Consider the following 12975-nt stretch of genomic DNA (forward strand, 5'->3'; position numbering starts at 1 on the left):
TATACACCCAGTAATCTATACAACATTTCAATATATGAACTATAAACTAAAATCCATTTTTCTATTATTTAGATTACTATTTTTTCATCACAGTCATAAAATGAAACCTCAATCAGCGGAGTTCTTTATTTAAACGAAGGAATAGACCCCCTTTTAAAAGGGGAATCTGTTTCTAAACGTTATTATTAATATTTACCGTAAAATGAATTAGCCTTCATTCGCCCATCATTTGCCATAATCATTTCTTCCAAAATCTTTTGCTTATCTCGAATATGCTGAGCTGCCTTAATAATGAATGGGCTTACTTCTGCTGCAACTTGCGTACGTTTTTCTTCATCTAGTGTCATCATCCAACGATTTAACATCTCACTCTTCTCAGCAAACTCTTCATCTGACACTTGCAATTCACCGATTTCATTAAAACAGCCGACAAACGTTCGATAAATATCATTGTTCATTTTCAAGCGCTCCACGGTATCCGTCTATTAAATCCTGTAGCACTTGCACAATGGCATCAATATCTTTTACTTCACGCGTGACTTTCATCGTTTGAATTTGAATGCTAATCCAGTCATATAAACCATATAAACTATCATATAAATCTTTCGTAATCTCAGGATTTAATTGAAGCTTTAGTTCTTCAAAAATACGTTCTAATTTTTCAAGAAGTGCGTCCCCTTCTTGTAGTTTAAAAGTATGTAAAAGTTCTTCTAAATTACGAAACTCTACAATACATCTTTCATAAATAAAAATTGTATTTTTAATCGGATTACTCGTCATAATATCATTTTGCATATAACGTTGCCATGCTTGCATACGATCACTTCCTCAACTTTCATTAATCATCACTTTTTTGTTTTGTCATTGCTTTAATTGTTTTTAGTTGGCTATCAAGCGCCGCTAATGTACTTTCTAGTTTTTGATACTTTTTCACAATTTCATCTTGTTTTTGTTTATTTTGCATATCAATATCGCTAATTTTTCTATCTAAATCACTTACACGCGAATCTATACTCTTTACTCGTTCCCCAACGACACCTTTATCACCGAAAAGCTTTTCAAGCGGGGCTTCCATCATTTTTCCTAAACCATTTGAGCTAAAGAAAAATTGTTTAGCTGTATCTGGCTTTTCTTTTAATGCCTTTGTTAGAGTTTCATCATCGACTTCTAATGTCCCATCCTGCTTTATTTGGATACCAAAAGTAAATAAATAATTATCATCTTGAGAAAATGTTACAACACTATTCATTACTTGGCGTATACTTTGCATAATTACTTGTCCCTGGAAGGCTCCATCTTTTCCAGCAAAAAGATCTACTGTAGAAACCGCTTTATTATAATCTGCCACCATTTTTTTTATAAGGTTGGATGCTTCTGTTACGTTTGAATCACTTACTGTAAATTTTAAATCTATTCCTTTTGTGTCTGTACCAGTTCCACCGTCCGATACCTTCGATTCAGTTACTTTTAATAACTCCACTTTTACACCAGGGAGTGTTTCAATTGTATTACTAGCACTTTTTCCTTCAATGCCATTAATACTGTATATTGCATCCTGTGCTTCATTAACGACGTTCACTGCTTTACCATCCACTGTAGATAAGCCCATTTTTTGGAACAAATCAGATTTTTCACTTGTAAACTTAATTTCGCCTCCCATTCCCTCTTTTTTAGCAGACATAAATACTTTGCCACCAAGCGTATATGCAGAAACACCATAGTCACCATCATTAATTTTATTAATTAAGTCCTTATAAGTCATATCCGTTGTTACTTTAAGTGGTTTCCCATTAATTTCCAATGTTTCTTCTGTAGGTAATTTTTCATCAATTTTAATATCATTTGAAGCAATTTGATGGCGTTGCGCAAGTTGCTTAATTGTCATATTGAATGTTCCTGAGATCGCTCCGCCATCAGCTATTACATTAATATAGCCATCCTGTGTTGTTGAAACTTTTTTTTCATTCCCTTTAAATGATGCTAAGTTTTTAAATGTTTGTGTAAAAGAACTAAATTCTGTTTTTAAACTTGTATATAATTGTTTATCTTGTGTAAGTTGTTGTTTTTCCGTTGTATACGGTGTTTTTTTCATATTTAATGCTTGCAATTCTAATTCTACAAGATTAGAAGTATCAATCATATTATTTCCTAGGTTCCAAATTTGTTGTCTACCGCCAATACCTGTTAATGTTCCTGCCATGTTGTATCACTCCTTATTCGTTTACATATAATCTAAAATGCTCGTTTTACTCATCGTACTAACTGCTTTAAGCGTCGCTTCATACGTTGCATTTATATATGCTAAGTCAGAAATTGCGACCGCTAAATCGACATCCTCAATTTCTTTACGGTTTTCTTGAAGCGCTAAATTTTGCTCGCTTAAAATTGTTTTAAACGTCTCCATCGTGTTCATTGTTGAACCAACTTCAGTTGTACGGTTAATGATGCCATCTAAGTTTTTCTTATTTTCCCCTAATAACGGTTGTAACGCTTTTTGGTCACCTTTTTGCATCGCTTCGCTCATCTGTTTTAACGTTTTTATAACCGGGGATAATAATGCTTCTCCGTTACGGAACGCCTTGAATTCATAACCGTCATTTAGTTGCCAGTTCACATCATTTTTTCCGCCCTGGTATGTACCATCTTCTGTAAATGGTGGATTCTCTGCACTATCACCACCGAAAATATAACGGCCTTGCTCTTTCGTATTCGCTAAATATACAACTTGTTTTAAAATTTGATCAATCTCTGCACCGATTGCTTTCAATTCTTTTTCACCATTTTGCTCACTTAATGCTTGTACTGTTAATTGATCTGCTCTTGTTAAAGATTTCAAAACACCTTGTAAAGTATTTTCAGTTTGTGTTAATACATTTTTCGAATCCGCTATATCTTTTTGCATTTGCTCCATATTCGCCAATGAATGTTGAATCGCAAATGACTTACTCGCTGCAAGTGGATCTTCACTCATAAGAAGGTTTTTCTTCCCTGAAGTTACTTGATTTCGATGATATTGCTGTTGCACGTTCAAATCCATTAACTGATTCTTTGCCCAGTTTGCATTTTGAAATGTAGATACTCTCATTTCTATCTCCTCCTTATATATTTTCATTCAATTACTATCACCTATCGAATAATCGAAAATAGACTATCAAACACTTCATTCATCGTAGTAATAGCTTTAGAGTTCGCCACGAAATATTTTTGGAAGGCCATTAAATTTACCATTTCCTCTTCCATATTTACCCCTTCAACGCTCATCTTTTCTTGCTGAATGCCTTCTAATAAGTCCCCATGAATTTTTTGATAAGCATTCACTGCACTTTTATCAGAAGCTACACGAACTATAAATTGGTCTAATGCTTGTTTATAAGAAAGACCTTCTTTATAATCTCCATCTGTAATTGCTGCTAGTTTATTTGCTGTTTCAGCAGATATTTTCATTTTCGAAATATCCTTTTGGAATTCTGGATTTAACTTCATGTCTTTCGCATAATCTCCAACGAAGAAATCTTTTCCCATCACTGTGTTCACTTGAGTTTTCACTGAACTCATTAAGTCTTCAAGATTTTTTTTATAATCAACAATTTTCGCTTTCGTATCAATCGCTGATTTTATCGCCCCGCTAGTTACAGAGATTTCTGAACCGTAAATCTCAACTGACATCGGGTCTTTTTCTTTATTTAATTGAAGTGGATATGTATCTTGTCCATTTACTGTTAAAATACCATTCATTCTAACACTCGCGATATTAGGATTCATAGATTCATAAGATACTTCGATGTTTGCATACTTAGACATCTCTGTAACGATGCGATCACGTTCGTCTAAAAGTTGATTCGGTACTTGTGTACCTGCTTGCCCAATTTTATGATTCGCTTCTGCTAAACTAGCAGCAAGACGATTAAATTCATTAACATGCGCTTCAATATCTTCTGCCGTCTGTGCTTCCACTGTATCTAAGTTTTTCGCAAGACGATTCACTTGACTTGTGAACTTCCCAGTTTCAGAAATTAATGTATCGTAGTAGTTTGGTTGTTCTGGATTTTTCGCCACTTCACGAAAGGCATTAAAGAAACCGTCCATTAAACTAGATAATGAATTCTTTCCTGTCGTTCCAACCATAGACTCTACACGTGATAAAGTCGAATTCATGTAGTTATAGTAAGAGAGCTGAGATAATTGATCATTAAACTGCTTCGTCTTTACCTCATCAGTAATACGGTCAACACCTAGCGTTTGTACACCGTAACCAATTCTCTGTTCTGGCGTATGACCATTGCTTGCTCCAACAGATCCGTAATTCACCATTTGACGCACATAACCCGGTGTATGAATGTTAGACAAGTTTTGTTTCGTTGTTTGTAACCCCATTTGAGCCGCTAACATGCCCGATAGCGGTGTATTATAATCAGATAATCTCATAAAGCTTCACTTCTCCTTTACAATAGTTCGTTCATAAAGATTTGCGAATTATTGTTTCGCTCTAAGTTATATTCAGAAACAGAATCCACAATACTTTCTGTAGTTTTTAATAGTACATTTAAGTAATATTGATTTTTCAAAAGAATCATTTTTACATTCTCTTCTAATTCAGTTACGTTTTTTTGTAATTCTTCCATTTTTTCAATTTCTTCTTGAGAAAAATACGAAAATAACGCACTTACACGAAACGATTCAACTCCTTGTTCTTTACAGAACTGAACAACCATTTCTTCAAATGAGCTTGATAACCCTTTTAAACCATCAATGTACTGCAATTGCTCTACTTGTAACTTTTGAACTGCATTTACATTTTTATTTTTTAAATTCTCATATATTTGCTCTCCAAGCGCTTGAATATTTTCATACGCTTTTTGAATAATAACGAGTTTTTCATATAATTGTATGTACATATAGCTTCCTTCCTTTTACAAGACTAAATTCACAATTAAACCATGGATTTCTCCAATTTGATTTAACATTTCTAAATGTCCTGTTTTCGTATTAATTAAATTCATCACATCTTCTAATTCATTCAATCCCATTTCTGCCTGTTTCACAATCGTCATTTTCTGTGAATATCCGTAACGTGGGTGACGAGACATGACATCTTTATACTGCAATACATTATCAACGTAAAAATTCAAAAATGATTTTACTGTATTTTTGTATTCCATTACATTATCAAGCGTTAATTCCATTTCAATTTTCTCTTTAATTTCTCCAATATTATCGACAAACGCTTCCATTTGTTCTAGTAATTTATCTTTTTTCGGATCTGCATGCAAATTATCCGAAAATGCAAGTCCTGTCCTGACATTTGCTTCTTTCGGCATTTGAGTAGCAGGCGGTATATGCGATAAAATTGGATTATGTGAGATAGAACGTAGCATATATATCACCTATTTATTTTTTTATTTCTTCCTAAACTTAATCGTAAAATCCAGTTATTTATAATTATACTCTGAACAGTAATATTTTGCAGTTATTTTTTATAAAAGATATGTTACAATTTAGCATGAGGTGGCACAATTCTATGAATATTTTCCTTTGTGGTTCAAATCAATTAACAGCATTAGATCAAGAAGAAATTAAAAAATTTTTAACTGACTATGCTCACAAACATAAAATTTACATATTATGTTATAAATCTATTGAAAATGAGGTTCTTCGTTTTTTCGTTGAGAATGAAAGACTCGCTCAAAATTTATGCCTTTACACACTGCAACCATTGCAAGCAATAACAGATGAATTTCAAGAAGTCGTTGATTACTTAAAAAAACACGGAGCCGAATATGTTGCTTTTGATCATCCTTCTGACTCCATTTACCGATCAGATTATATGTTTTTTGTTAAACAAATTATTGAAGACACTGATTTAGTTCTCTGTTTTTATAATGGGGACAAACATACATCTGTCATCCCTGTCGATGTTGCAAAAGAAGCAGGTATTGATGCTGTCATTTATGATTTACCAGGATTACATGAAAAGCAAATGAAAAAAAGCTTTGAACAAAAAATTCGTATGATGTAAAGGGGGAGGCACAATATCATTATTGTGCCCATTGTAAATATGATAATTGAACAAGATTATGATCATTTTATCGCGAGTTTTAAACAACAATTCAATATGGATATCGCTTCTTATAAACAAGATAGAATGCGCCGTAGAATCGATGCTTTCATTTCGAGAAAAGGCTTCGAAAACTACACTAATTTTTTAAACAAATTACGCGCTGATCAAAATTTATTTTTAAATTTTATTGACTATATTACAATTAACGTTTCAGAGTTTTTTAGAAATAAAGAACGCTGGCAAACTTTAGAGTCGAAAGCACTACCAAAATTACTCGAACAAAATAGCGGAAAATTAAAGGTATGGAGTGCCGCTTGCGCTGCTGGTGAAGAACCGTACACACTCTCTTTAATTTTATCAAAGCATCTAGCTCCATTTCGTTTTGAAATTCAAGCAACAGATCTTGATTTTCATATTTTAGAAACCGCAAAACGCGGTCAATATACAGAACGTTCTCTGAAGGAATTACCTAATGATTTGAAAGAACGTCATTTCAAAAAAGAGAATGATATATATTCATTGCATCAAAACATTAAACAAAACGTTACGTTCAAACAGCACGACCTTTTAATGCAGTCGTTCGATACAAATTATGATTTGATTATTTGTCGTAACGTAATGATTTATTTTACAGAAGAAGCAAGAGTAAAACTTTATGAAAAATTTAGTCGTTCTTTACGAAAAGGCGGTGTACTATTTGTTGGTAGTACGGAACAAATTTTAACACCCGAACGTTACAATCTTCAGCGATTTGATACATTCTTCTACGAAAAAATATAAAAGAGGTCGTCACAATGAAGTGACGACCTTTTTACATAACTCGAATTAAAATAATACCGACAATCCATATAAAGAGAAAAAGAAACGTCATAGACCATTTATGTTCTTGCACCGTATGTTTCAACGCCTGTGACAATTGTGTCATGTTCATTTCCGCAAGCGCTCTCCATACACTTACATCCCGATCTTTAGCAATACGGTCTGTAACGCTAATTAAAATTGTTTCGTTAGACAGTTTCGTTATATAAGCAGTAATAACCGTTACCATCAAATTTATATTTCCTTCTGAAGAATCACTTTCCACTCTAGAGATAAGTGCACTCACATCTAGTAACGGAATATGTACTTTTCTACCAAATGATAGTTGTACTTCAGCGAAATCATATGTTCCATCTAACAAAGGAAGTTCTTTTATATGCGCCTGCTTAACAAGCCCTTGTAGGCTTCTAATTACTTGTTCAAATATTTTTTCTGTTTGCTTACCTTCTCCAGATAACGTGTGTAACTTTTTAAAAAGTTGTAACACTGTATCCATCTCTTTAGAAAGCATTTCCTTCATAATCTTTCCATCACTTAAACTTGCAAGTAAAATACCTATTTCATTATTTTTCGAAATAATTTTAGACTGTCCAGTAAACACTAAATTGCTACGCTTTCGTTCTTTCTGGATTTCATGCTCCGAAATAGCTGCAGGCTGTTTTAATGGTTGTAACGCCTTATCTTCAATTGTCGTACGTTTAATCTCCATTTAAGCGCCTCCACTACTATGAAATAATTAGCCCCATTCTTTATTACTCTTTAAAACTAAAAACAGTACGAATAAACCTGACATGATAGTAAACACATCAGAAGCTTGCACTCCCTGTTCACCTTTTTCTTCTTTCTTGTCTTTCGGTTCTTCATTTTGTTCTTTCTTTTTAGAGGCAACTTGTTTGTTATTTTTCTCTTTTTGGTCCTTCCCCTTATGTACTTCCTTGTTGTCTTCGAACGGCTCTTTTATAACGTAAGTAAATTCCTCTTTCTCTTTCAACGGTTCTTTTATAAACTTATTTACTATCTCATCTTGCTTCGGAATTTGAACAACTGGCAAATTTTCTTCTGGAAGCGGGTTTTTGACTTTCGAATCTTCTTGTTTCTCATTTTCTTTCTTATCTTCTAATTCATTTTCTAGTTTATTATCTAATTTATCTTCTTTCTCTTTCTCTTCTATCTTTTTATCATCTTCGTTTTTTGGTGCCAAAACAGAAATGATATATTCACTTTTCTCAACAAGTTTATTATCTGCTGCATCTATTATCTCTACAAGTAATTCATATGGACCAGCCGGCAATGCTTCTGTTATTTCAAATACTTTTTGCCAATCCATATCATGCTTGTTGTAGTCTAATAAAAACGAAAGCTCTTTATTTTCTTTCCCTTTTAATGTAACGCGCACTTCTTTTACAACCGATTCTATATCTGACGCTTTTACTCGTAGATGTATAGAATCTCCCTGTTTTCGTTCAACTAAGTTCTCTTTTACTTCATCAATAGTAACTTTCTGTAACTTTGGCAATTCTTTATCTATAGTTGGCGTTTCATTTTTAATCCGAATGAGTGGGACTTTTACTTCATTTTTTACGAGCTCTTCTTTCTCATTCTCTTTGTAACTTTGAACAAGCTGAAGATTCCAATCACCTTGCAAATCAAAATCCCCTGCTTTATAGTTAGCAACCCAGCTCTTCGTTTCTTCATCATACTCAAAAGATAACATTCTTTCTTGCGCATATTGCTCGCCATTTTTTTGTAACTGCAATATACCTTTCATACTTTGAATGTTTTTCCCATTTGGTTCTACAGCAATCCGCACTTCTTCGCCAACTTTAAGCTCCGGCTTATTTATCGTAATAATTCCCTGTTCCGTTTCTATCTTTCTTTCACTCAATTGTTTATTTGCTACTTCTTGTTGTTCTGCTTCTTTTTGTTTCTCTTCTTTTTGTTTCTCTTCTTTTTGTTTCTCTTCTTTTTGTTTCGTTTCCACTTGCTCTGGCGGTTCTTGAGATTCCTTATTTTCTTCTTGTACATTCACTTCATTTATTTTTTGATCTGGCTCAATTTGTTCCTCAGCCTGACTTTGCAAGGGGAAGAACAAGCACACATGTATGCATAGCCAACTCATTAGAAAAAACTTTACGTTTTTCATCTACTAGTTCAAACTCCTATTTCAATGCCTTATAGTGATTTCGTCACTTTTACTCCGAAAAATCCATCTACATTTACAAGTTCACCATACGCCACTAATACATCATTTACATAAATACGAATCGGTTCATCAATATCCTCATCTAGTACAACTGCTTCATTTTCTTGTAAACTTAATATATCTTGAATTGTTTTCACTGTACTTCCAAATACAAATTTCACGTTCATTTCTACATTTTGTAGAATGGACGTGTCCATATATACTGGTTCCATTTGTTTTACTTCTTTAAATTCAATTGGTTGCACAACTGGTTCTACAATTTCTTCTGTTGCAATCTCTTCTTCTTCCACCATCGGATACAGAAGTCGCCTTACCATTTCTTTCGCTTCAGAAATCGGCAAAATTTGATACATTTTCGATTGAAGCAGATCGCCAATTTCAAGATTGAACGTAATTTGAACGAGTTCGTCCACTTCCATTGACTCTCCCAAATACTCCATTTCTTCTTTTAACGTTACAAATTTAACATTTGGCGGCGTCATGTCCATTTTTTCTTGGAACATTTCTGACATCGCCGTAGCAGCGTGACCCATCATTTGGTTCATAATTTCTTTAATACCGCTCAGTTCTAATTCAGTAAGCTCTTTTTCCGGATCAACTTCCCCTGTTCCCATCATCATTAAATCTACCATTGTTAAGGCGACATCTTTCGTAAATACGAATACATTCTCATTCTTTAGCCCTTCAACAAAGTCAACATTTAAAATAACAAATGGCACTGGTACTCCATCATAATGACGAACATTGATTGCTTCCACATTTGGTGTACTAATTGTAACTGGCTGATTTAAAAGCGTTGACAATACTGTTGAAGCGGAACCAATTGAAATATTTGCAATTTCACCAAGCACATCTTTCTCTTCTTGTGTTAAATGCTCTTTTTCAACTTCTTCTACAATCTCAGTTTCCACTACTTCTGCTGGCTCGTCTTTTTCTTCTACTCCACCAGATAATTGCATTAATTTATTTACCATTTGTTTCGCATGCTCAACTGAAACAATTTGTACAAGTTTAGAGTTTACAAGATTATCTATCTTTAAATCAAACGACACTTTAACAATCGTATGATTCCCATCGATTTCAGAGATTTTCTCCATTTCTTCCGATAACTTTACAACATTAATCGTCGGCGGAGACATATCTACTGTATCTTGGAAGAATTCCGACATAGATGTAGCTGCGAATCCCATCATTTGATTCATCGCTTCTTGTACAGCACTTAGTTCTAATTCACCAAGTTCTTTTCCATCCTCCACTTCACCTGTTCCCATCATCATTAAATCAGCAATGGACAATGCAACATCTTGTTTAAGAACAAGAAGGTTTTCCATATCTAATCCTTTTGTAAAATGAATGTTTAATACAACATGTGGAACTTCGACATCTCTTGAATCATATAAATCTACCAACTCTATGCGAGGAGCAGTAATGCTTACTTGCCTATTTAAAATCGTTGATAATACAGTCGAAGCTGAACCAAATGATATATTTGCAATTTCGCCAAGAATATCGCATTCTTGAGGCGTTAAATGCTCATTTTCTTTTTCTAGCACAATCGTGCTCGTATCCCCTTTTGTGTGTTGCTCAGGCATTTTCCCTGCCTCCTCATTTCTGTTTTTCTATCAAATAATATAAACTCTCATTTGATTTTAGCAAACTTATTATATAAAACGTTAATATGTATGTATTCCCATTATTAGATTGGTAACGATTAGCCAAAAAGCTCCCCAATTGTATACAAGTGGGGAGCTTTCCTTCATTCCTATTATAAACCTTCTGGGTTTAAAATGAGGACCACTCGTCCATCACCGAGAATCGTCGCACCAGAGAAATAGTTAGAACTCTCTGCAAAGAAGTCACCTAATGACTTTAAGACTATTTCTCTTTGACCGATAATTGTGTTTACAATAAGTCCATAGCTGCGATGTGTATTACGAACAATTAACACAGGAACCATTTGACCATCATATGACGCAAACGCCTCATCTACTGTTTTTTCACCAAATACAGTACTTAAATGTTTCACTTCAATAATTTGATTACGATAATTTAACACATCTTTTCCTTGTAAGGATTGGATGTCTTCTCTCTTAATTCGAATTGCTTCAACGATATTTCCAAGAGGTAAAGCATAACGCTTATCATTCGTTTGAACAAGCATAGATTGAATAATAGACAACGTTAACGGAAGTTCAATTCTAAATGTACTTCCCTTTCCTTCCTCAGAATCAATGATTAAATGTCCACCTAAACTATGAATCGTATGTTTTACAACATCTAATCCGACACCGCGTCCAGAAAGATCTGATACAACTTCAGCTGTACTAAATCCTGGTTGGAAAATAAGATCAAACACTTCACGATCTGTTAATCTATTTGCATCTGCTTCAGTTACAACGCCATTTTTAATCGCTTTTTCTAATACTTTCCCTTTATTAATACCGTTTCCATCATCCGTAATTTGAATAACGACATGATTTCCACTATGAAAGGCTTCTAATTTAATAGTACCTGTCTCATTTTTACCTGCATCACGTCGTTTTTCTACAGTTTCAACACCATGATCGATTGCATTTCGAATTAAATGAACGAGCGGATCACCGATTTCATCAATAACAATTTTATCTACTTCAGTATCTTCACCTGTAATTTGTAAATCGATTTTTTTCCCTAAATCTTTCGCTAACATACGTACCATACGTGGGAAACGATTGAACACAGTTTCAATCGGCACCATACGCATATTTAATAGTACGTTTTGAATATCTTTTGAAATATCGCCTAATCGATTTAAATGTTCAATTAACTCCTTGTTTTGAATCGTTTGAGCCAATTCATCAATGCGCCCACGTTCAATTACACTTTCTTCAAACATATTCATTAATCTTTCGATTTTCTCTAATTGAACACGAATTGAACGATTCTCCACTTTAGCATTTTTCGTTTTTGTAGTACTTTTAGCTGGCATAGCACTTGTAGGTTGATTCGTTGCCACTATCGGTGATTCTACCTGCGTAGCCACAGCTGGTTGTAGCATTTCTTCTACTTGCACAACTTCTTGTGTAACAACTTTTTTAGAAGCTACTTCCCTCGATATAGGTTCTCCTTGCTTTACTTCCACTTTCTCAATTTCAGAAACATGAAGTACTACTTGTTTCAATTCTTCTATACTACAATCAGTATCCATAAATACTGTAAATTCAAATCCGAAAGCATCTGCTTCAATTTCTTCAATACTCGGAGCTGTTTTTTGTATATTCCCTACATTCTGCAATGCTTCAATACACATAATGGCACGTACTGCTTTTAAAATTGCTTGCTGTTCAACTGTTATATGCACTTCATGCGAAACTCCATCATCGGTGTCTATATGATTTTGCTCTATATGTTCCGTAGGAGTTTCTACATTACCGTTCAATAATGCTTCTAATTTCTGTTTAGTTGAGGCTACATCAATATTGCCCATTCCACCTTGTTGCACATCTGCAACCATCTTCTCCAAATTATCAATGCACTCAAAAATCACATCAATAATATCCGCATTTACAACTATATTTCCATGACGAATTTCATCTAACACATTTTCCATCTTATGCGTTAAATCAGCCATTTCCGTAAATTCCATGCTCGCAGACATACCTTTGAATGTATGAGCGGATCGGAATATTTCTCCTACAACATCCATATCAGCAGGATTTTGTTCTAACACTAGCACATTTTCATTTAGCGACTGTAAATGTTCTTCTGACTCTTCGAAAAATATATTTAATAGATCTGTTTGCATTTTTATCCCCTACCTGTCTAACAAACATTTCATTTATGTATAACAATTTAGTGTTTTACAATGAGAAAAAAGGGGGCCACACGTCGATCCGCTATCACTGTTTTGATTCCT

General features: G+C 34.0%; 13 protein-coding genes. 2 read left to right on the top strand and 11 right to left on the bottom strand.

All coding sequences use genetic code 11. From position 1 onward, the window contains the following. Window positions 1–185: 185 nt before the first annotated feature. From MRP26_RS03770 to MRP26_RS03800, 7 genes are read right to left on the bottom strand one after another with little or no spacing between them, the layout of a single operon-like run. Window positions 186–458 carry a hypothetical protein gene (locus tag MRP26_RS03770; RefSeq protein WP_001058075.1) on the bottom strand — a complete coding sequence of 91 codons (273 nt, stop codon included), beginning with the start codon at window positions 456–458 and terminating at the stop codon, window positions 186–188. After that, window positions 448–816 carry a flagellar export chaperone FliS gene (locus MRP26_RS03775; RefSeq protein ID WP_001149520.1) on the bottom strand — a complete coding sequence of 123 codons (369 nt, stop codon included), beginning with the start codon at window positions 814–816 and terminating at the stop codon, window positions 448–450. Before MRP26_RS03775 ends, MRP26_RS03770 begins: the two co-directional genes overlap by 11 nt. 22 nt (window positions 817–838) lie before the next feature. Further along, a complete protein-coding gene (locus tag MRP26_RS03780; protein WP_000929251.1) occupies window positions 839–2200 on the bottom strand; it encodes a flagellar hook-associated protein 2 in 1362 nt (453 codons plus the stop codon). A 21-nt stretch (window positions 2201–2221) separates the two neighbouring features. After that, window positions 2222–3085, bottom strand: coding sequence for a flagellar hook-associated protein 3 (locus tag MRP26_RS03785; protein WP_001266416.1), 864 nt, complete (start codon window positions 3083–3085; stop codon window positions 2222–2224). A 41-nt stretch (window positions 3086–3126) separates the two neighbouring features. Beyond that, window positions 3127–4425 (bottom strand): flagellar hook-associated protein FlgK, encoded by a 1299-nt coding sequence (gene flgK / locus MRP26_RS03790; RefSeq protein ID WP_029441901.1) that lies wholly within the window; start codon window positions 4423–4425, stop codon window positions 3127–3129. A 17-nt stretch (window positions 4426–4442) separates the two neighbouring features. Continuing rightward, window positions 4443–4895: a hypothetical protein gene (locus tag MRP26_RS03795; RefSeq protein ID WP_000275878.1), complete on the bottom strand. Its 453-nt coding sequence runs from the start codon at window positions 4893–4895 to the stop codon at window positions 4443–4445. A 15-nt stretch (window positions 4896–4910) separates the two neighbouring features. After that, window positions 4911–5375: a YaaR family protein gene (locus MRP26_RS03800; protein WP_000946323.1), complete on the bottom strand. Its 465-nt coding sequence runs from the start codon at window positions 5373–5375 to the stop codon at window positions 4911–4913. A 143-nt stretch (window positions 5376–5518) separates the two neighbouring features. Here MRP26_RS03800 and MRP26_RS03805 point away from each other — a divergent pair, with 143 nt between their 5' ends. Both MRP26_RS03805 and cheR read left to right on the top strand, forming a co-directional pair. Beyond that, window positions 5519–6016, top strand: a complete 498-nt coding sequence (locus MRP26_RS03805) for a flagellar motor switch protein FliG (protein ID WP_001020110.1) — start codon at window positions 5519–5521, stop codon at window positions 6014–6016. 39 nt (window positions 6017–6055) lie between these two features. Beyond that, window positions 6056–6838: a CheR family methyltransferase gene (cheR, locus tag MRP26_RS03810; protein WP_242805986.1), complete on the top strand. Its 783-nt coding sequence runs from the start codon at window positions 6056–6058 to the stop codon at window positions 6836–6838. Between the two features lie 31 nt (window positions 6839–6869). On the opposite strand, the gene MRP26_RS03815 is transcribed toward cheR, so the two are convergent. The 4 genes from MRP26_RS03815 to MRP26_RS03830 form a co-directional block, all read right to left on the bottom strand. Then, window positions 6870–7586 (bottom strand): hypothetical protein, encoded by a 717-nt coding sequence (locus MRP26_RS03815; protein ID WP_016082186.1) that lies wholly within the window; start codon window positions 7584–7586, stop codon window positions 6870–6872. Between the two features lie 27 nt (window positions 7587–7613). Beyond that, window positions 7614–9020: a transglycosylase gene (locus MRP26_RS03820; protein ID WP_242805987.1), complete on the bottom strand. Its 1407-nt coding sequence runs from the start codon at window positions 9018–9020 to the stop codon at window positions 7614–7616. 29 nt (window positions 9021–9049) lie between these two features. Next, window positions 9050–10672 (bottom strand): flagellar motor switch protein, encoded by a 1623-nt coding sequence (locus MRP26_RS03825; RefSeq protein WP_242805988.1) that lies wholly within the window; start codon window positions 10670–10672, stop codon window positions 9050–9052. Window positions 10673–10845: 173 nt separating this feature from the next. Further along, window positions 10846–12864: a chemotaxis protein CheA gene (locus MRP26_RS03830; protein WP_242805989.1), complete on the bottom strand. Its 2019-nt coding sequence runs from the start codon at window positions 12862–12864 to the stop codon at window positions 10846–10848. Window positions 12865–12975: the final 111 nt, after the last annotated feature.

Source organism: Bacillus sp. CCB-MMP212, from assembly GCF_022748145.1.
GTDB classification, from domain to species: Bacteria; Bacillota; Bacilli; order Bacillales; family Bacillaceae_G; genus Bacillus_A; species Bacillus_A cereus.

Excerpts from the sequence above, each read along its gene's own strand:
- MRP26_RS03770 (WP_001058075.1), bottom strand. The coding sequence starts at position 458 with ATGAACAATGATATTTATCGAACGTTTGTCGGCTGTTTTAATGAAATC.
- MRP26_RS03775 (WP_001149520.1), bottom strand. The coding sequence starts at position 816 with ATGCAAGCATGGCAACGTTATATGCAAAATGATATTATGACGAGTAAT.
- MRP26_RS03780 (WP_000929251.1), bottom strand. The coding sequence starts at position 2,200 with ATGGCAGGAACATTAACAGGTATTGGCGGTAGACAACAAATTTGGAAC.
- MRP26_RS03785 (WP_001266416.1), bottom strand. The coding sequence starts at position 3,085 with ATGAGAGTATCTACATTTCAAAATGCAAACTGGGCAAAGAATCAGTTA.
- flgK (WP_029441901.1), bottom strand. The coding sequence starts at position 4,425 with ATGAGATTATCTGATTATAATACACCGCTATCGGGCATGTTAGCGGCT.
- MRP26_RS03795 (WP_000275878.1), bottom strand. The coding sequence starts at position 4,895 with ATGTACATACAATTATATGAAAAACTCGTTATTATTCAAAAAGCGTAT.
- MRP26_RS03800 (WP_000946323.1), bottom strand. The coding sequence starts at position 5,375 with ATGCTACGTTCTATCTCACATAATCCAATTTTATCGCATATACCGCCT.
- MRP26_RS03805 (WP_001020110.1), top strand. The coding sequence starts at position 5,519 with ATGAATATTTTCCTTTGTGGTTCAAATCAATTAACAGCATTAGATCAA.
- cheR (WP_242805986.1), top strand. The coding sequence starts at position 6,056 with ATGATAATTGAACAAGATTATGATCATTTTATCGCGAGTTTTAAACAA.
- MRP26_RS03815 (WP_016082186.1), bottom strand. The coding sequence starts at position 7,586 with ATGGAGATTAAACGTACGACAATTGAAGATAAGGCGTTACAACCATTA.
- MRP26_RS03820 (WP_242805987.1), bottom strand. The coding sequence starts at position 9,020 with ATGAAAAACGTAAAGTTTTTTCTAATGAGTTGGCTATGCATACATGTG.
- MRP26_RS03825 (WP_242805988.1), bottom strand. The coding sequence starts at position 10,672 with ATGCCTGAGCAACACACAAAAGGGGATACGAGCACGATTGTGCTAGAA.
- MRP26_RS03830 (WP_242805989.1), bottom strand. The coding sequence starts at position 12,864 with ATGCAAACAGATCTATTAAATATATTTTTCGAAGAGTCAGAAGAACAT.